The sequence below is a fragment of the Paenibacillus sp. NPDC058177 genome, assembly GCF_042883835.1.
GTDB lineage: Bacteria > Bacillota > Bacilli > Paenibacillales > Paenibacillaceae > Paenibacillus_AQ > Paenibacillus_AQ agri.
On sequence record NZ_JBHVVB010000001.1, the window covers coordinates 610649 to 629063 of the forward strand.

Below are 18415 nucleotides of genomic sequence, written 5' to 3' on the forward strand. Positions count from 1 at the left end.
AGTTATCCGGCAAAGCCGGGCATCTGCAGAGGGAAGCTGCGTTGCCCGGCTTTTGATTTGAGCATTCCCTTTGAATTCCCTTAGTAATTCGGTAGGTTATAACGGATAATTTGCAATTTGTTCTAAATCGCGCGATAATATGCTTACAAAAAGTAATTATATTAAAATATGGAGGTTACTCATGACTACTAAATTATTGTTTGAGCCTGTTACAGCAGGCAACCTGAAGCTGGCTAACCGAATTGTAATGGCACCGATGACCAGAGCGTTCTCGCCGGACGGAATTCCAGGTGATGATGTTGCGGCTTACTACCGTCGGCGGGCAGAGGGCGGAGTCGGTCTGATCGTTACTGAAGGAACGGCGATAAATCATCCGTCAGCTGTCAGCAGTCCGCGCATTCCCAATTTCCATGGGGAAGCAGCACTTAAGGGTTGGGCAAAGGTTGCTGCTGAAGTCCATGCAGCTGGCGGCAAGATCATCCCGCAGCTCTGGCATGTCGGGTTGGAACGCAAGATTGGCGCGCTGCCGAACCCTGAGGCTTTGCCGGTTGGCCCCTCAGGCCTTAACTTGGCCGGAGAGCAGGTTACAGAGCCGCTAACCACAGCTGAGATCGAAGGTTTGGTAGCCGCTTACGCTCAAGCTGCTGCTGACGCCAAGGCAGCTGGCTTTGACGGGATTGAGCTACACGGGGCACACGGCTATTTGATCGACCAATTCTTCTGGGAGCGGACCAACAAGCGCACCGACCGCTACGGCGGCGATCTAGTAGGCCGCACAACGTTTGCGGTAGAGGTTATTGAGGCTTGCCGCCGCGCAGTGGGCCCGGCTTTCCCAATTGTGCTGCGCTTCTCGCAGTGGAAAGCGGGCAATTATTCTGCCAAACTGGTGGAAACGCCAGAGGAGCTTGAGCGCTTCCTGGCCCCGCTGGTACAGGCTGGTGTTGATATTTTCCACTGCTCGACACGCCGTTTCTGGCTGCCAGAGTTCGAAGGCTCTGAACTGAACCTGGCAGGATGGACGAAGAAAATCACAGGCAAGCCGACCATCACGGTAGGTTCTGTAGGTCTCGACAGTGACTTCCTGATCCCGGATAAGGAGAAGAGTGATGAGGATAATCTGGAGCGTCTGCTGGAACGCCTGGAGCGAGAGGAGTTTGATCTTGTCGCTGTGGGTAGAGCGCTAATTAGTGATCCAGCCTGGGCGAATAAGGTGCAAGAAGGCAGAACAGATGAGATTCTCCCATACACTCAGCAATCAACTAGCACCTTGTATTAATAAACCGTTGTACGCGGCCTAAGCGTCGATTATTTCAGCAACTTTCAGGTAATATTTGGTTTTAAATAAAGATTATACTTCTGCACAGGTCAGTGTGGTTTATGATGAATTTATACATTTATCATGACTGGCAAAGGAGCTACTTATTTGAGTCATTTATTTACCGATCGTTTGTATGATGTTGAGATCCGTAATTTTCAGGAAGCAGATATGCCGCTGCTGGAAGGATTGTTCCGCTCTGTAACGGCAAGGGAACATGCTGTCTTCTGGTGGGTTGGGGATCCGGCGAATTGGGGCAATGTGTTCTGTGCGTTCAAGCAAGGTGTGATGATTGCCAAGGGACAGGTGAGCATAATTAACATGGTGCCGCCCGGAAGTCTGTCAGAAGCGCGCCATTCGATCTACATGAACCTTAAGGCTGTGCCGGAATGGGAACATGATTTTGAATTGTTGGATCATCTCTACATGCAGCTGTATGCCAGAGCACTGGAACTGAAGGAGACGCTGCCTTCCGGATTCTCGACGCTCTTGTGTGTGGGTAATGATTACGGAGAGGTAGCCAATAATCAATTTTTCAAAGAACGGCACAGCTTTCGCCATCTGAACAGCCTGTTCAGCATGAACCGCGATTTGGGATTTCCGCTGCCCGAATTGACGCTGCCGGCAAGGCTGGAAATGAAGCACTGGCAGATGGCGACAGTACAGGAGGAAGAGGATTATTTGACGCTGGAGGCCGAGATATGGCCCGATACGCCACTAGGCAGCAACAGATTAGCTGAATACAAGCGTAATGATCTGTGGACGGCGCTGGTGGTCCGTGAAGGGGAGACCATCATAGCCAGTCTGATGGTGTGGCGTGAGGATAATTACGGATACATTGAAGATGTGTTTGTACGCGAGCCGTGGCGAAAGCGGGGAGTGGCCAAATATTTGCTGACGCAAGCGATGAAGTATTCCGGGTCCCACGGATTGTCCTCGGTCCGGTTGATGGTGTTAACCAGCAACCCCTCCGCACTGAAATTGTATGAGTCGCTGGGCTTTACCGCAATGCAAGAGGAGATTCGATTCTGTCTGGATCTGGAGTAGACTGAAACGGAATGAGTATAAGCAGAAGGTGTTCGCAGTTTTTTCACTGGTGGACACCTTTTTTATATTTATCTGACTGGACAATAAAGTGACTTTCTGGGTTTTTGTGCATACCATAAGGTATAAGTGAATGTATAAAAATGGAACGCAAGGTTGTGATTACATTATGTCAATGCCCAATATTCCGGATATCAAACCGAACATCATCCTCAACCGCAAAGATGTCATCAACCTGCTGCTAACCTCTATCGCACTTGAGGAGATTGGATTTTCCCATATTATTAATGCGGAAGCTGAGAAAATACAGCACATGCTGAAAGACATCTGTCTCACCCTGGATGATGCGCTACGGGTCAATGATAGCGTGGAACATATGCTTCGCGGAATTGTGGCAAATCAGATCCTGCTGCAGTTCAAATTAAGCGATGTTTTGAAGCTCGAACGAAGCTACAGACTCTCCCTCACAGAGGAGGAGTGTGAAATTGAAGAAGAGGAAGAGGAAGAATAGTATTGTCCCGTCAAAGAAAGGAGACTTGCAGCGTGAGAACGAGAATAGTTGATGACGCAACTACATACGGGAAAGCTGTTAGCAGCCAGCAGGAAGCTTTGGATAGTGAAAAAGAAGCACTTGCTGCTCTGATGTCGGCGCTGGCGGATGAAGTGAGTCATTTCATGAATGAGCGGAGACGCCGTACGGAAGTTGAAACCGCTGAGATCATTCTCTACAATGACTCTCTTCTGCGGACGGTGGATTCTTTTTGTATGATGAGCTGGATGATGCTGAGGAAGGAACAGTCCCTGCATCAGGTCAAGGCACTTGAGGAGGTGCTGTCCTGATGTCGATATCCAAGTGGCAGGGGCACAGGTGATGCCAAATTCCGATTCCAGTTATATCGAGGCCATTGATAAGTTAACCGATTCCCTTGCCCGGATGATGGTCTGGGAAACGAGGGGAGTATGTACAGGCCAGAACAGTGATGAGCTGGAAGGGCAATGGGTTGCTTTACTCTCCCGTATTGCCGAAATGACCGGTTTTTCCTGCCGGATCGAGCGAACCTCATCTTCCGGAAATGCCAACCGTGACGCTACACTGGCACAGGTCTTTCCGGCATGGCTTGCAATATTGAACAAAAGCATCCTAGAGTTTCCATTTAGCAATACCTTTCACCGTCTAGCAGTACAGGAAGAGCTTCGTCAGATCGGATATTATTATAGCGGCTCCTATAGTCAAGAGATGGCGCTAAGGAACAAGCTCAGAGATCGTAAGTTGCCGATGCCTTTCCTGAATCAGGAGCTGTTCCCCAAATGGAAGAACTGGGAGTGGCCGCAAGAAATGAGAAGTGAACTTAATGAATAAAAGCGAAAGCTGTTTACAGAGCGAATCTTCGACTGTGGACAGCCTTTCTTCAATTTTAGCGAATTTAGAGCCTTGGTTCTGGTGAGGAGCTGTGAACTTTTGTCTGCAATCAAAAAGAATACCCCCAGAGCTATAACTATCTGGGAGTATTCTTGTCGTAATCTTTTAGACGAGGCGAATGATGGTCAACGTGGCACCTGGTGCCTGCAGGCCGACCGAGAGTGTAGAGGTTACATTGAGCTGAATAGTGGCCCCGGCAGGAACGTTAGTGATTGTTTCGGCCGCCAGAACGGTGGTGGCAACGGAGGCTGTAGCTGTGGCTGCAACAGGGGAACCGTTCAACAATATGCGGGATGAAGTTAGCAGAGAAGCCGTCATATTGATTCGGTAGCTAATGAAATAGCTACCCGCATTAGTGATCGTTAAGGTGTCATTTGCACCGTTGATGGTGATGCCTGCCGGAATGTTTTGGTTATCCGGGAACGTGGCATTACCTGAGCCCAGAAGCACAGCGATCGTTCCTGAAGCATTTTGAGCAAATGCGTAGTTGGATGTTACGCTAGTGCCAGTAGCACCGGTAGGTCCTGTTAAACCAATGGGTCCTGTTGGTCCAATATTACCTGTGGCTCCTAAGGTTCCGGTCGGGCCAGTAGGCCCTGAAGGACCAATGGGTCCAGCAACACCGGTAGCTCCACGTGCTGCTAACTGGATGTAGTCAGGGGAGACGTCCGGTGTACCCACTGGTGGAGCACTTGTGACGATATAAGTGCCACCGTTGTAAGTGACGACCTGGCCCACAGGATATCCTGGAGCAAGTGCGGCGTTGTATGTGACGATCCCGGTCAAACCTACACCTGTCGGACCCGTAGGTCCAGTAAGACCTGTAGGTCCGGTAGCACCGGTGGCTCCTACAGCGCCTGCGCTGCCTGTAGCTCCACGTGCGGCAAGCAGTGTATAGTCTGCTGATGCACCGGGCAGACCTACTGGCGGAGCATTGTTAACAATAAAGGTGCTGCCGTTGTAGCTAACTACCTGGCCCACAGGATACCCTGGAGCGAGCGCGGCATTATAGGTTACTACGCCCGTGAGTCCCACACCTGTAGCCCCTACAGGTCCAGTTGGGCCAGTAGCGCCTGTCGGTCCAGTTGCACCCGTAGGTCCCTGTAGTCCAGTTGCGCCCGTTGCGCCGGCGGCAGCGATCAGAGTATAGTCTGGGGAAGTACCCGGTGTGCCTACAGGCGGTACCGTGTTGACGATGTATGTGCTGCCGTTGTAGGAAACAACCTGATTAAGAATATAGCCAGGTGCAAGGAATGGGTCAAAAGGAACAATGCCGCTTAAGCCAGCTCCGATCGGGCCCGTAGCACCCGTAGGCCCTACAAGTCCAGTTGCCCCCGTAGGCCCCGCAGGTCCGGTAGCGCCAGTAGGCCCGGCAGAACCAGTGGGTCCAACTGGACCTCCAGCAGGCCCTGTGGGTCCAGCCGGTCCGGTTGGTCCTACAAGAGTAGGAGCCTGCAATATTCCTTCCATCTTGGACTGGAGGAACATCTGGTTGCGCGCTGTACTGTCCAGTGTGGATCGAACGCTTTGGTTAACAGATAGCAAATCGGCAATGGTTGCTGGCGGCCCTGTCAGGCCAGGCAGGGTTCCGAGCACATACTGAAGCTTTTCACCTTCAGCATTCAGAATGTGGCTCATCCCCAGTTCTTCCATAGCTATAGAAGATAAAATCAGGTTCACGGCATCGTCTCTAGTGAGAGTCACGTTAGGAGTTATATTTGGAATATTAGGCTGAGACATGTATTCAGATCACCTCTGAGTTTTTTAATTTGTACACCATACATACTATGTTGCTTACTAAATAGTGGAAATGGGCAAAATAACCAAAATTAGTACATTAATTCTATTAACTGGTTTTTATAGAAAGGGAATAGGGGCATGGATGGAATGAACTACTTCCTTGTGATATAATTTTTTATTAGCAAAGAATTATGGCAATCTACCCATTCTTTATGAAGAAGCTTCATTAAATAAAGGACGTGACAAGATGACTAAGGGGAGTCAACCCTCACCGGACTTAACCTCCGGCAAGAGTGTCAAGGATTATTCCAAATACTTTGATTTTAGCGATGCCAAGCTCATCAGTGAGGAAGATGGCAAAACCACCTACCGTATTAAGGGCAGAAATGTACAGATCAACAGCCAGCCTGATTACAAGGAAGGCAAACGCCGCGGCAAGGAAGAGATCGAGGTTCATTATGAATTTGCGATTCCAGAAGAAATGTCCGGCTTCGGTGTGGGCAAGTTCTATCATATAACGACCTACGGCTGCCAAATGAACGAGCATGATACCGAAACGATGAAGGGTATGCTGGAGCAGATGGGCTACCGTAGTATTGAGGACCGCACGAAAGCGGATTTGATTCTATTGAATACCTGTGCCATTCGTGAGAACGCCGAAGACAAGGTCTTCGGGGAACTTGGTCATCTCAAGCATCTGAAGACCGAGAATCCTGATCTTCTGCTGGGTGTCTGTGGTTGTATGTCACAGGAGGAAGGCGTAGTTAACCGGATTATGTCCAAGCATGGCTTTGTAGATATGATTTTTGGAACGCATAATATCCATCGTCTGCCGCATCTGATTAAGGAAGCGGTATTCAGCAAAGAGCTGGTTATCGAGGTATGGTCCAAAGAAGGCGATATTATCGAGAACCTGCCCAAGAAACGCGAAGGCATGCGTGCCTGGGTGAACATTATGTATGGCTGCGACAAGTTCTGCACCTATTGCATTGTGCCGTATACCCGCGGTAAGGAGCGTAGCCGTCGTCCAGAGGATGTAATTGCCGAAGTGCGGGATCTGGCCCGTCAAGGCTTCAAGGAAGTGACCCTGCTGGGACAAAATGTGAACGCATACGGGAAGGATTTTACTGATATCGACTACACCTTCGGCGACCTCATGGACGACATGCGACGTATTGATATCCCGCGCATTCGCTTCATGACCTCTCATCCGCGTGATTTCGATGACAAACTGGTTGAAGTGCTGGGCAAAGGCGGTAACCTCACGGAGCATATCCATCTGCCGGTGCAATCAGGAAGCACGGCGGTGCTGAAGAAAATGAGCCGCAAATATTCCCGAGAAGTCTATCTGGAGCTGGTCCGCAAGATTAAGACTGCCGTACCGGGTGCCGTGCTGACTACCGATATTATCGTTGGTTTCCCGGGTGAAACCGATGAACAATTCGAAGAAACCCTGTCCCTCGTGCGCGAGGTAGGTTATGATATGGCTTATACCTTCATTTATTCTCCGCGTGAAGGGACGCCGGCCGCCGCCATGGAGGACAATGTACCGATGGAGGTTAAGAGCGAGCGCTTGCAACGACTGAATGCTCTCATTAAAGAGAACAGCCGTATCAGCAATGATCGCATGCTGGGCGAAGTGGTCGAAGTGCTGGTAGAGGGCGAGAGCAAGAACAATGCTAACGTGCTATCAGGGCGTACTCGCAGTAATAAACTGGTGCATTTTGAAGGATCTCAGGAGCTCATAGGCACCTTTGTGCAAGTACGTATTACCGATACCAAGACCTGGTATATCAAAGGAGATTGTGTGGCGGAGGCTATGGCCGTCAATTAATTATATAGAAATGGAGCGATTGCCAGTGAGTCAGGAGCAAGGACGTTTGAACAACTACGGGATGCCGACTTATGATACCCGTGATTTAATCGTACGCGAAGATATTATGGGCAAGGCCAAGGAACTCGCTTCATTGATTTCGACCAGTGAGGAAGTACAGCATTTCCAACAGGCCGAGAAGAAGATCCAGAATCATGAGCGCGTACAAGGATTGATTGCACAGATCAAGAAGAAGCAGAAGGAAATTGTGGCCTTCGAGAGCTTTCGGAATAAAGAGATGGTAGCGAAGATTGAAGCGGAAATTGCAACTCTTCAGGATGAGATTGATGGCATCCCGGTGGTGAACGAGTTTCAGCAGAGCCAAAGCGATATCAATTACCTGCTTCAGCTAGTCATTTCGGTCATCCGGGACACCGTCTCGGAGAAAATCAATGTGGAAGCGGGCACTGAAGCGCCTCCGTCCACCTGCGGAGATTAAAGGACAGCAGACACGGGGCGGATGAGAATCCGTCCCGTTTTTGATATGAAGCATTGCTTTTCGAACTGAAGGTTTGGTACATTAAAAGATACGAACAGCAAAAAAGCTGCGGCAAAGGATGGATATATCGTGAGCGAGAACGGGGAACAAACCTATAACGCCAAAAAATACCGCACTCCGGACGGTGTTCCGGCCGACATTGTGATGTTTACATTGACGAAGCGCGAGCGGAAGACCGTGACGAAGACCCTTCCCCTACGTGAATTAAAAGTCATGCTGATTAGGCGGAAAAAGTGGCCGTGCGCCGGGATGTGGGCGCTACCGGGCGGCTTCTGCCAGGAGGATGAATCTATATACGCGGCTGCAACACGCGAGCTCAAGGAAGAGACGGGCGTTGACGGCGGACATCTGGAGTACTTAGGCGTGTACAGCACACCGGGCCGTGATCCACGCGGCTGGATCATCAGCCATGCCTTCTTCGCTTTGGTGGAGGAGTGGATGCTGGAGCAAAGACAAGCCTCCGACGATGCCGGCGAAGTAGGACTTTTCACACTGCAGGAAGCATTGGAAGAGCTGGAACTGGCTTTTGACCACCATGACATTATTACGGATGCTTACTTGCGGATTCAGCAGCAGATGCTGCAGACCACAATTGCAAGACAGTTTCTGCCGCGGCATTTCACACTGAGTGAACTGTATCAGGTCATTCAGACTGTGGTGCCTGAGTTCAAGGAGCCCAATTTTATCCGTAAAATAACATCAACCCGTAGCCGCCAAGGAATTCTCCAGGAGGTTCGGGATGAAGAGGGCAATCCGCTGAGTTCCAATCAATATTCACAGCGTCCGGCCCAATTGTATATGTTCACTGACCATGAGCCGTTGTTGTCCATCTATACCTGATCCTGAAGTAACGGTGTCTTACAACAAACAAGGAGGTAATACTCATGAGGGGATTAATCGTGATTGATTTCACGAATGATTTTGTGGATGGTAGTCTGCCAGTAGGTCAGCCAGCAATCGATATTGCGCCTAGAATCAGTCAAATAACAGAAGACTTTGTAAAGAACGGCGACTATGTCGTTATGGCTGTGGATCTTCACGACGAGAATGATGAGTATCATCCCGAGACCAAGCTGTTTCCACCGCATAATCTGCGTGGCAGCTACGGACGTGAGTTGTATGGCACGCTAAAACAGGTGTATGAGGACAACAAGGAGTCTATCTATTGGATGGACAAAACACGTTATAGTTCATTCAGTGGCACGAATCTGGAGCATAAGCTCCGTGAACGCGGAATTACTGAACTGCATTTGATTGGGGTATGCACGGATATCTGTGTATTGCATACCGCGGTAGATGCGTATAATAAAGGCTTTAAGATTGTTGTGCACGAGGACGGGGTCGCCAGCTTCAATGCAGCAGGCCATGCCTGGGCGCTGGGCCACTTTACAGGAAGTCTCGGGGCAAAGGTAGTCAACGGAGAATAAGAACAGCAGCGAGACTAGGAGATGAGGATTTGAGAAGAGAACTTGCTCTTCATACGGATAAGTACCAGATCAATATGATGTACGCCCACTGGGTCAACGGAAGTCATAAGCGCAAAGCGGTATTCGAAGCCTATTTCCGCAAGCTGCCGTTTGGAAACGGCTTTGCCGTATTTGCAGGGCTGGAGCGCATTGTCGGCTATATCGCCGGATTGCGCTTTACGGAGGAAGATATTCGTTATCTGTCGGAGCAGGAGGAGAACTACGCGCCCGCCTTTTTGGAAGAGCTGCTGCAATTTCACTTTCAGGGCACGATCCATTCGATGAAAGAAGGGGCGCTTGTCTTTCCTGACGAGCCGCTGCTTCGGGTCGAAGGGACGATCATGGAGACTCAACTGGTTGAAACGGCCATATTGAACTTCATGAACTACCAGACGCTAATCGCCACTAAGGCATCACGTATCAAGCAGGTTGCTCCTAACGATATTTTGCTAGAATTCGGCACACGGCGGGCTCAGGAAGCAGATGCTGCGGTATGGGGGGCACGGGCTGCCTATGTCGCGGGCTTCGATGCTACCTCTAATATGCTGGCCGGCAAGCTGTTCGGCATTCCCACGAAGGGGACGCATGCCCATTCCTGGGTGCAGAGCTTTGGCAGCGAGCAGGAGGCCTTCGATGCTTATGCAAAGGTCATGCCTGACGGAGTTACACTGCTGGTAGATACGTTCGATACCTTGCGCAGCGGGGTGCCAAATGCTATAAATACGGCCAAGATGCTGGAATCTCAGGGCAAACGGATGAACGCTATTCGTCTGGACAGCGGTGACTTGGCATATCTATCCCGGCAAGCCCGCAAAATGCTGGATGATGCCGGTTTGCCGTATGTGAAGATTGTCGCTTCCAATGATCTCGATGAGAATACGATCATGAACTTGAAGTCCCAAGGTGCGGCGATTGATACCTGGGGTGTCGGTACTCAACTGATTACAGCTTCCGACCAGCCTTCACTGGGCGGGGTTTACAAGCTGGTGGAGATCGAATCGGCGAGCGGAGAGATGATCCCGACGATCAAAATCTCCTCCAATCCCGAGAAGGTCTCCACACCGGGCAAGAAGGACGTGTTCCGGATTATCGGGGCGAACGGTAAAGCATTGGCCGATTATATCAGCTTCCCTGAAGAGGAAATTCCGCGGAATGGAGCGCGTCTGAAGCTGTTCAATCCGCTGCATCCTTATATGAAGAAACATGTGGATCGCTATGAGGCGCTCCCAATGCTGGAGCCGATCTTTGTCAACGGCTTTCAGGTATATAAGCTGCCCGATCTGGAAGAAATCCGCCGGTATCACCGGGAACAGCTGGATCTGTTCTGGCCTGAATATCTGCGCAAGCTGAACCCCGAAGTCTATCGGGTAAATCTCAGCCAGCAGGTATGGAGCCGCAAGCAGCAGTTGATCGCCGAGCATATGCAGGCGGATATGGAATAGGGTACTTATAATTGAACAGCAGCCTATTTAATGCTGCAATAAACAAGGGGTTGTCCAGGTAGCCATTTATATGGCTTAGGGACGGCCCCTTTTCCAGTTGTTGAGATAATTGTGATTATCGGAGCGAGTGTCGTTGGAAGCTGCCAAAGAAATCGTGCAGGAGGCACTCGTCAGTTGAAAAAACAAACACAAAAAGCAGCGATTCTTCCAACAAGGGATAGTCGCTGCTCTGTTGTTGCTACACTCGCAGTCTAGTTTCTTTTTCTAAATTTCACGAAAGACCAGACGATCAAGAACAGCAGGAACGCCAGGCATGTGCCGATGCTGATGCGATTCTTCGTATCAAACAGAAACATGCTCGCAATCACTATCAGGCAGGTAACCGTCAGGGTAGTGATATATGGGAAGCCCCATACTTTAAAGCTAGGCTCCTGAGGATATCTTCTGCGTAGCTTGAGCTGGGCTAGAGTGATCGAGATCCATACCAATAGCACCACAAAGCCTGGAACGGCCATCAGCAAGGCGAATACCCTGTCCTGTGCAAAATAAGCCAGCATCGAACCGATTCCAAGTACAGCGGCGCAGAGCTTCAGGCTGTTCAGCGGTACGCCTCGTGAGGTGGTACGCGCCAGAGCTTTCGGTGCTTCTCCTTGGGAAGCCATGGAATGCAGCATCCGGGTCGCTCCGTAAATTCCTGAATTGGCCGCCGACAGTACGGCTGTGATCAGGATAAAGTTCATCACATGGGCGGAGCCTTTCAGACCTGTGGAGGCCAGCACCTGCACAAAAGGACTTGTCTGATCATTCAGCTGATTCCATGGCATAAGGCCGCAGATCACCAGGATCGGCAGGGTGTAAAACAGGACCACGCGCAGAATGAGGTTTTTGACCACCTTGGGCAGTACTTTTTCTGCATCCTTCGTCTCAGTTAATGTCAGTCCGATCAGCTCAGAACCGCCGTAGGCGAACATAACGACCAGTAATGCGGAGAAAATCGAGGTCCAGCCATTCGGCAGAAATCCGCCATAATCCGTAAAGTTACGCAGATAAGGAGCACCTTCTGCCAAAGGGAGAAGTCCGAAAATCAGCGCGGCTCCAAGAATAATGAAGATAAAGATCATTGCGATTTTGATGCCGGCCAGCCAGAACTCTGCTTCGCCATACCCGCCGACGCTCATCGTGTTAATACCAATAATCAAAGCACCGCTTGCCAGACTGAGCAGCCAGAGCGGTACATCGGGGAGCCAATATTGCAGGAAGCTTCCTGCAGCCAGTATCTCAATGACGCAGACCGTCAGCCACATGAAGCAGTACATCCAGCCCACGATAAAAGAAAGTCGTTCTCCAAACGCCTCGCGGATAAAATCCTTCATATTTCTGTTCGGGTAGACTGAAGCCATTTCGGCAATCGCACCCATCACCACTAGCAGAAGCAGCCCTCCTAAGGCGTAGGACAAAACAATCCCCGGCCCGGCAATTCCGATAGTCTCGGAGCTCCCCTTGAAAATTCCTGTGCCGATTACACCGCCCATAGCCATAAAGCTGATATGTCTTGGCAGTAATTTTTTCTGTAGTTCGGCTTCATTTGACTTCACTATCGATGCACCCAACCCTCTATACAATATTTACAACAAGAATATAGTGTATCCTGAATCGCTTGCCTTGAAAAGTACAAATCACACGATCGGGCAGGTTTCTCAAACAGAAAATGGTCACGACGGGAGAATTCCTTGGGGAGGCCCAACTGTGATTTTAATCATCCATTCTGTGATGAATTTAACATCTTAATTTTTAATATTGTTGCTAAAGTAAGAATGAAGGATACGATTCACATAATAATTTCCAAACCATGGAAAAATGCAAGATTTGTCACTTCGCGGCAAATGGGATCAAGCTATAATCTTTGAAACAGTCAAAAGGATACTATTCTTATGAGAACCTTGAAAGGGGTTATGTCGGTGGTACAGTTACCTAAAGTAAACGACCTCGGTTTTTTTGAGATTCGTATGGAGTCTATTGGGGGCCTGGGAGCGAATCTGGCGGGTAAAATGCTCGCTGAAGCAGGTGTTGTCGGGGCTGGAATGAATGGGGTGAGCTTCTCATCCTATGGTTCGGAGAAAAAAGGCTCTCCCGTAAAAGCGCATATTCGTTTTTGTGATCTGAATACGCCTATCCGTGATACTTCCCCGGTGGAGCGTCCCCATGTCGTTGGTGTTTTTCATGAAGCGCTGGCGAAGACCATTAATGTTACAAGCGGAATTTATGAGCATAGCACAGTGTTGGTCAACTCAGCCAAATCGCCGGAAGAGCTGAAGTCATCCATGAAGATGATGGCAGGTACCATTGCTGTAGTGGACGCGACCAGCATTGCGCTGGACGAGAAGAATCGTGTGAATATGGCGATGCTGGGCGCGCTGTTCCGGATGTGCGATTTTCTGGACCCAGAGATTATGAAAGATGTGATCGAGAAATCACTCGGCAAAAAATACCCGCAAGCTGTTCACTCGGCAATCATGACGTTTGAGCGTGGCTTTAATGAAGTGAAGTTTATGCATTTCCCGCTGCCGGAAGGTGCAAAGATGCCTCAGTTCGTCCGTTCCGACATTTCGGCCCTGGGATACGAGACCCAAACCATCGGTGGCACAATCATTAGCGCTGGCAGTACTTTTTTGAAAAATCTCAGCATCTCCCGTTCCGGGCATTTGCCGCACTTTAAAGCAGAAGACTGCATTCACTGTGCCCAGTGCGACACGGTTTGTCCCGATTTATGCTTCGTGTGGGATGAGCTGCCGGACAAGAAGGGACGTCCACAAATGTTCCTGCAGGGGATTGACTATCAATACTGTAAAGGCTGTCTGAAATGCGTCGAGGCCTGTCCGACCACAGCGTTGTCCGGTGAACGGGAGGAAGAGGGTTACGCAGAGAGTCATTCGGTCCGTCAGCATTTGGATCTCGTCACCCAAGTATAAATGGAAGGAAAGGTGGAACACACATGGCAATCGACTATGAAAAAGAACTAAGCTCTGCCAAGGTAGAGCAGAAATTCCTATATGAATCCGGCAATGAAATGGCTGCTTACGCCGCTCATCAGATCAACTATCATGTCATGGGCTATTTTCCAATTTCGCCATCTACGGAGGTTGCTCAGTTTCTCGACACGATGAAAGCTAGCGGACAGCATGATATTCTGCTGATTCCTTCAGATGGTGAACATAGCTCAGCCGGCATTTGCTACGGGGCATCAACAGCGGGTGGACGGGTATTTAACGCAACGAGTGCGCAGGGCTACATGTTTATGCTGGAGCAAATGCCGGTTCAGGCGGGTACCCGGATGCCAATGGTCATGAACTTGATCTGCCGCTCCATTTCCGGGCCGCTGAACATTCATGGTGACCACTCAGACTTGTACTTTGCCCTGAATACAGGCTGGCCGATTCTGATGTGCCGTGATCCGCAGTCAGTCTACGACATGAACCTGATGGCACTGAAGCTGGCGGAGCATGCTAAAGTCCGGCTTCCGGTAATGGTGGCTTCGGACGGTTATTTTACTTCTCACCAGAAGCGCCGTGTGCAGGCTTTTGCCCACCGCAGTGACGTGCATAAATTCGTAGGTGAGCAGCCGCCAGCAGGCTATACTGATACACTTGACCGCAACAATCCAGTCACAGTCGGTCCTTACATGAACGAACCTGACTACATCAACAACCGTTACCAACAGTCAGTGGCTATGTATAACGCCGGGGAAGTCTTCGAAGAAATTGCCAAGGAATTCGGCGAGCTGACCGGACGTCATTATCCGATGATTGAAGAATACCGGATGGAGGACGCCGAGGTGGCGGTGTTCCTGATGAATTCCGCTTCAGAGATCATCAAGGATGTCGTGGACCAGCTTCGTCTGCAAGGGATTAAGGCTGGAGCGATCTCACCGAATATGATCCGTCCCTTCCCACAAAAGCAGATTGCGGAAGCGCTTAAGCATGTGAAGGCCATCACCGTCGGCGACCGTGCGGACTCTGTCGGCGGACACGGCGGCAATATGGTGAACGAGATCAAGGCTGCGCTGTTCACATATGGCAATACAACGACCAAAGTCATCAGCCGTATTTATGGCTTGGGCGGCAAAGATTTTTATGCAGAGGATGGACACAGCTTTTTCAAGCTGGCCCTGGATGCTGTAGCGGCAGATCGGGTAGAAGTACCATTCGACTATTATGGTCACAATCCGGGTGCGCCAGAGAAGGCACCGCAGCGGCTGTTGAAGCCAATGGATTTCGATGCCCTGAAGACCGGACTTATTACGGTAAAACAGGATGAAGCTACAGGCAAGCTGAGTGTGAGGATTCCGCCGCTACGCAACTTGACTAGGAAGCCAAAACGCCTGGCTCCAGGCCATGGGGCGTGTCCAGGCTGCGGGATTTTCTCGGGACTGGAGACCTTTTTCAAAGGCATCGAAGGCGATATTGTAGCTCTGTATCATACTGGCTGTGCAATGGTTACTACGACAGGGTATCCGTATTCAGCACATAAATCGACGTTCATCCATAACTTGTTTCAGAATGGTGCAGCGACGTTGTCCGGTGTAGTGGAGATGTTCTGGGAGCGCAAACGCCGCGGGGAACTGGATGGCCTTGGCCTGCAGGATGACTTCACCTTTGTGATGGTTACTGGGGACGGCGGCATGGATATTGGGATGGGACCTGCTATCGGTGCAGCCCTGCGCGGACACAAGATGATTATTGTGGAATACGACAACGAAGGCTACATGAACACTGGCGCACAGCAGTCCTATTCCACGCCGCTGGGTCATCGTACCTCGACTTCAAGCATCGGCAAGAACCAGCAGGGAAAGGTCACACAGCATAAGGATACTGCGCAAATTATGGCGGCAACTAATATCCCTTATGTCTTCACAGGAGCTGAAGCCTATCCGCAGGATTTGGTGAAAAAAGCAGCCAAAGCCCAATGGTACGCCCAGAACGAAGGCCTGGTCTACGGCAAAATCCTGATCGCCTGCCCGCTCAACTGGATGTCCGAGGACAAAGAAGGTACGAACATCGTGTCCCTGGCTGTGGAATCCTGCTTCTTCCCGCTCTACGAAGTGGAGCATGGCATTACGAATATTACGTACAACCCGGAGGACAAGAGTAAGCACCTGCCGCTTACCGACTGGCTCAAGACTATGGGCAAAACCCGCCATCTCCTGAAGCCGGAGAACGAGCCCGCCCTGCACAGCTTCGAGGACGAAGTCAAGCGCCGCTGGAGCCGGCTCAAAGCGAAGCATGAGCATCCGGATTTGTAGAATTATTTTATAAAAATATAAGCAGTGAAATTGGGCTGCCCCTGTAGTTGGCAAGATGACTATGGGGGTGGCTTTGTTTTGGATGGGAATTACTGCGATCAGGAGAGATTAGAGAGTCTAGTAGTGATTGACAAAAAGTAAATATTATCTAAAAATCAATTTAAGGATTTTGTACATATTTGAAAATTAAAGGAGTGAAAATGTATGGTGATAGTAAAATATACACCTGAATATTCGCCAGTAGAAGTATTCATAACTAGATTTTTTGATAATGAAACTAATGTCTTAATTTTTGAACAAGAGACCCAGATTCCGATCCCGACATTAACTGTCGGAGATATTATACATATATTTGAACAAGAATATATAGTAAAAGAAAGGAGATTTGCATTTAACGAGAATGCATTTCTCACTATATACTCGATGGAGACAAAATGACGTTATTTGAGGAATGTACTCTAGCGCTTGGAGAGAATATTGAGATTTTATCTATAAGAGAAACAGAAGATATGTTCAACAAACTTGTGAGTTTCTTTCCGGTCACCAGTTGGGGACGAATCGATTGGGGAAGTGTCGATAATTTTATGGAGATTTCCCGTGAACAAGAGATATTATCAAAAATTGAAAACGAATGTGGGGTGCATTATAACAATACAGTGTTCTTGCTATGGAATTACACTGACGCCCCGAGTGTTTGTGCAGATTTAAATCAGGTACTAAGCAACATAGATAATGTTACAGCCGTCGGTTCTGACACATGGATCTTTTGTCCGGAATCTGGTTATGTGATCGAATATTTTCACGAAGGACAAGTAACGGTTGGTTTTAAAAAAAGATAACTTATAGTTATAAAGTAGACAGTATCCCCTTAAGTAATACGGACGAACTATCTCTTTCTCGAATGTCATTTTTGGTTTAAATCAGGATAATAACGCTAGGGAGTGATCTAATCATATGTTTGATAATATTGACTTTTCACCTGGGGTTGTTACATACAACGTAACGCAATACTTGGATCAAGAAGATATTTTTCAGGTGACATATCATGAAGGCTACGTTCTTGATGTTGGATGGTATAGAAAAGAATTTGCTGTTGTAGTAATTAAAGATTCGGATTGGGAAAATCCACTGCTGGAAAAACGGTGCGTTAAGTTAGATGAACTTCATAGACATGTTCGGGAATGCTCTGAATATGTAAAGAATTTAGAATGAACTGGGTGACATGTCTAAACAGAATATTAACTTTTATCAGGGTCGTATTAAAATCCTGGTTAGCACTACGTTTCATGCCAAAATGCTAATCCTTGTTTTCTACCGGTTTTTCTGAATAATATACCTTCCGCAACATACATACACCAACTACAATTGGGTCATTTTAATCAATTCGATCCTATTGAAAAGGGAGGTGAGTTATATGCGAATAAACTCATATATTAAGATACCTAATTTAAAGCTACCAAATAATTTTGAGCAAACACCTGAAAAATACTTTATTCATATAGATGATAAAGAAAGAACGAAGAATTATATTAATCTAATTGATGACGGATACTTGGAGGGGGCTCTTATATTTGATTATAAGAATAGCCGTATTTTGAGGAAGAAATCGACCGACTGTCATTAATGTGTATTTCTATAATTCATTCTACATATCGTTTATCATCTTCATATTGTTGAAAAAGAAACAAAAAATAGTTATAATACTCTTTATATTTTATGAACAAACGAGCGGGAGGACAGGCCATGGACAAAGAAGAACAGGTCATAATAAGTTTCAGGGACTTGTATAACAAGATCGCTTGGGTGAATAGGCTTAAGCTGGAAGACAGTCTTAGGAATTATACGTTCTCTGAAGTAGGTTGCATAGAATATATTGGCGACAATGCAGATTCCAACGTGACAAAACTTGCGGAGTACCTTTATATGACTAGGGGTGCACTGAGTAAAATGACCAAGAAGCTCATCGAAAAGGGACTTATTGAAAGCTATCAGAAGCCAGATAATAAGAAAGAAATCTATTTCAGATTAACCGAACAAGGACAAGTAATTTATAACGTCCACGAGGAAATGCATAAAAAGTTTATTGAGCGGGATAAAGTTGTATTTGAGCATATAACCGCAGAACAATTTGACAGTATACTCGGCTTCATGAAAAAGTATGATAGGCATTTGGATGCAGAACTACAGAAAATGGAAATAGAGATGAAGTCGTAACAAATGTGCATATTGAAAATGACACCACAGGCAATCCAACTCGTTTGAGAATGGGCTGTCTTTTTTATTTGAATTATTATTGATGAGGGGATTTTATTGTTAA

The 18415-nt window shown here is 48.3% G+C and carries 17 protein-coding genes; 15 read left to right on the forward strand and 2 right to left on the reverse strand.

Annotation, left to right across the window (positions count from 1 at the left end):
* Positions 1 to 181 precede the first annotated feature (181 nt).
* The 5 genes from ACFVU8_RS02800 to ACFVU8_RS02820 all read left to right on the forward strand — a co-directional run bounded on the left by ACFVU8_RS02800 (position 182) and on the right by ACFVU8_RS02820 (position 3719).
* The gene (locus tag ACFVU8_RS02800; protein WP_387425766.1) at positions 182 to 1276 is read left to right on the forward strand and encodes an NADH:flavin oxidoreductase; all 1095 of its coding nucleotides are present in this window, start codon (positions 182 to 184) and stop codon (positions 1274 to 1276) included.
* Positions 1277 to 1423: 147 nt separating this feature from the next.
* A complete protein-coding gene (locus ACFVU8_RS02805; RefSeq protein WP_387425767.1) occupies positions 1424 to 2362 on the forward strand; it encodes a GNAT family N-acetyltransferase in 939 nt (312 codons plus the stop codon).
* Positions 2363 to 2528: 166 nt separating this feature from the next.
* On the forward strand, positions 2529 to 2870 hold the full coding sequence (locus ACFVU8_RS02810) for an alpha-helical endospore appendage domain-containing protein (RefSeq protein ID WP_175373344.1): 342 nt from the start codon (positions 2529 to 2531) through the stop codon (positions 2868 to 2870).
* Positions 2871 to 2902: 32 nt separating this feature from the next.
* Positions 2903 to 3199: an alpha-helical endospore appendage domain-containing protein gene (locus ACFVU8_RS02815; protein ID WP_387425768.1), complete on the forward strand. Its 297-nt coding sequence runs from the start codon at positions 2903 to 2905 to the stop codon at positions 3197 to 3199.
* Positions 3200 to 3230: 31 nt separating this feature from the next.
* Positions 3231 to 3719: a hypothetical protein gene (locus ACFVU8_RS02820; RefSeq protein ID WP_387425769.1), complete on the forward strand. Its 489-nt coding sequence runs from the start codon at positions 3231 to 3233 to the stop codon at positions 3717 to 3719.
* 165 nt (positions 3720 to 3884) lie between these two features.
* Here ACFVU8_RS02820 and ACFVU8_RS02825 read toward each other — a convergent pair whose 3' ends face one another.
* A complete protein-coding gene (locus tag ACFVU8_RS02825) occupies positions 3885 to 5519 on the reverse strand; it encodes an alpha-helical endospore appendage domain-containing protein (protein WP_387425770.1) in 1635 nt (544 codons plus the stop codon).
* 247 nt (positions 5520 to 5766) lie between these two features.
* Here ACFVU8_RS02825 and miaB point away from each other — a divergent pair, with 247 nt between their 5' ends.
* The 5 genes from miaB to ACFVU8_RS02850 all read left to right on the forward strand — a co-directional run bounded on the left by miaB (position 5767) and on the right by ACFVU8_RS02850 (position 10799).
* Positions 5767 to 7353, forward strand: a complete 1587-nt coding sequence (gene miaB, locus ACFVU8_RS02830; RefSeq protein WP_387425771.1) for a tRNA (N6-isopentenyl adenosine(37)-C2)-methylthiotransferase MiaB — start codon at positions 5767 to 5769, stop codon at positions 7351 to 7353.
* 61 nt (positions 7354 to 7414) lie between these two features.
* Positions 7415 to 7831, forward strand: a complete 417-nt coding sequence (locus tag ACFVU8_RS02835) for a YlbF/YmcA family competence regulator (RefSeq protein ID WP_246317325.1) — start codon at positions 7415 to 7417, stop codon at positions 7829 to 7831.
* A 129-nt stretch (positions 7832 to 7960) separates the two neighbouring features.
* On the forward strand, positions 7961 to 8731 hold the full coding sequence (locus ACFVU8_RS02840) for an NUDIX domain-containing protein (RefSeq protein ID WP_376767051.1): 771 nt from the start codon (positions 7961 to 7963) through the stop codon (positions 8729 to 8731).
* Positions 8732 to 8775: 44 nt separating this feature from the next.
* Positions 8776 to 9318, forward strand: coding sequence for a cysteine hydrolase family protein (locus ACFVU8_RS02845; RefSeq protein WP_175373339.1), 543 nt, complete (start codon positions 8776 to 8778; stop codon positions 9316 to 9318).
* A 29-nt stretch (positions 9319 to 9347) separates the two neighbouring features.
* Positions 9348 to 10799, forward strand: coding sequence for a nicotinate phosphoribosyltransferase (locus tag ACFVU8_RS02850; protein WP_379464289.1), 1452 nt, complete (start codon positions 9348 to 9350; stop codon positions 10797 to 10799).
* A 251-nt stretch (positions 10800 to 11050) separates the two neighbouring features.
* Here ACFVU8_RS02850 and ACFVU8_RS02855 read toward each other — a convergent pair whose 3' ends face one another.
* Positions 11051 to 12394: an amino acid permease gene (locus ACFVU8_RS02855; RefSeq protein WP_387425772.1), complete on the reverse strand. Its 1344-nt coding sequence runs from the start codon at positions 12392 to 12394 to the stop codon at positions 11051 to 11053.
* A 363-nt stretch (positions 12395 to 12757) separates the two neighbouring features.
* Here ACFVU8_RS02855 and ACFVU8_RS02860 point away from each other — a divergent pair, with 363 nt between their 5' ends.
* From ACFVU8_RS02860 to ACFVU8_RS02880, 5 genes are all read left to right on the forward strand, one after another.
* Positions 12758 to 13768 (forward strand): 2-oxoacid:acceptor oxidoreductase family protein, encoded by a 1011-nt coding sequence (locus tag ACFVU8_RS02860; protein WP_387427178.1) that lies wholly within the window; start codon positions 12758 to 12760, stop codon positions 13766 to 13768.
* Positions 13769 to 13791: 23 nt separating this feature from the next.
* The gene (locus tag ACFVU8_RS02865) at positions 13792 to 16098 is read left to right on the forward strand and encodes a thiamine pyrophosphate-dependent enzyme (RefSeq protein ID WP_387425773.1); all 2307 of its coding nucleotides are present in this window, start codon (positions 13792 to 13794) and stop codon (positions 16096 to 16098) included.
* Positions 16099 to 16532: 434 nt separating this feature from the next.
* Positions 16533 to 16937 (forward strand): CDI toxin immunity protein, encoded by a 405-nt coding sequence (locus tag ACFVU8_RS02870; protein WP_387425774.1) that lies wholly within the window; start codon positions 16533 to 16535, stop codon positions 16935 to 16937.
* Between the two features lie 115 nt (positions 16938 to 17052).
* The gene (locus ACFVU8_RS02875; protein ID WP_387425775.1) at positions 17053 to 17310 is read left to right on the forward strand and encodes a hypothetical protein; all 258 of its coding nucleotides are present in this window, start codon (positions 17053 to 17055) and stop codon (positions 17308 to 17310) included.
* A gap of 531 nt (positions 17311 to 17841) precedes the next feature.
* Positions 17842 to 18312, forward strand: a complete 471-nt coding sequence (locus ACFVU8_RS02880) for a MarR family transcriptional regulator (RefSeq protein WP_387425776.1) — start codon at positions 17842 to 17844, stop codon at positions 18310 to 18312.
* Positions 18313 to 18415 lie beyond the last annotated feature (103 nt).

Bases quoted from the DNA above. Each gene is read 5' to 3' on its own strand.
- ACFVU8_RS02870 (WP_387425774.1), top strand. From the start codon at position 16,533: ATGACGTTATTTGAGGAATGTACTCTAGCGCTTGGAGAGAATATTGAG.
- ACFVU8_RS02825 (WP_387425770.1), bottom strand. From the start codon at position 5,519: ATGTCTCAGCCTAATATTCCAAATATAACTCCTAACGTGACTCTCACT.
- ACFVU8_RS02820 (WP_387425769.1), top strand. From the start codon at position 3,231: ATGCCAAATTCCGATTCCAGTTATATCGAGGCCATTGATAAGTTAACC.
- ACFVU8_RS02800 (WP_387425766.1), top strand. From the start codon at position 182: ATGACTACTAAATTATTGTTTGAGCCTGTTACAGCAGGCAACCTGAAG.
- ACFVU8_RS02845 (WP_175373339.1), top strand. From the start codon at position 8,776: ATGAGGGGATTAATCGTGATTGATTTCACGAATGATTTTGTGGATGGT.
- ACFVU8_RS02835 (WP_246317325.1), top strand. From the start codon at position 7,415: ATGCCGACTTATGATACCCGTGATTTAATCGTACGCGAAGATATTATG.
- miaB (WP_387425771.1), top strand. From the start codon at position 5,767: ATGACTAAGGGGAGTCAACCCTCACCGGACTTAACCTCCGGCAAGAGT.
- ACFVU8_RS02810 (WP_175373344.1), top strand. From the start codon at position 2,529: ATGTCAATGCCCAATATTCCGGATATCAAACCGAACATCATCCTCAAC.
- ACFVU8_RS02875 (WP_387425775.1), top strand. From the start codon at position 17,053: ATGTTTGATAATATTGACTTTTCACCTGGGGTTGTTACATACAACGTA.
- ACFVU8_RS02865 (WP_387425773.1), top strand. From the start codon at position 13,792: ATGGCAATCGACTATGAAAAAGAACTAAGCTCTGCCAAGGTAGAGCAG.
- ACFVU8_RS02880 (WP_387425776.1), top strand. From the start codon at position 17,842: ATGGACAAAGAAGAACAGGTCATAATAAGTTTCAGGGACTTGTATAAC.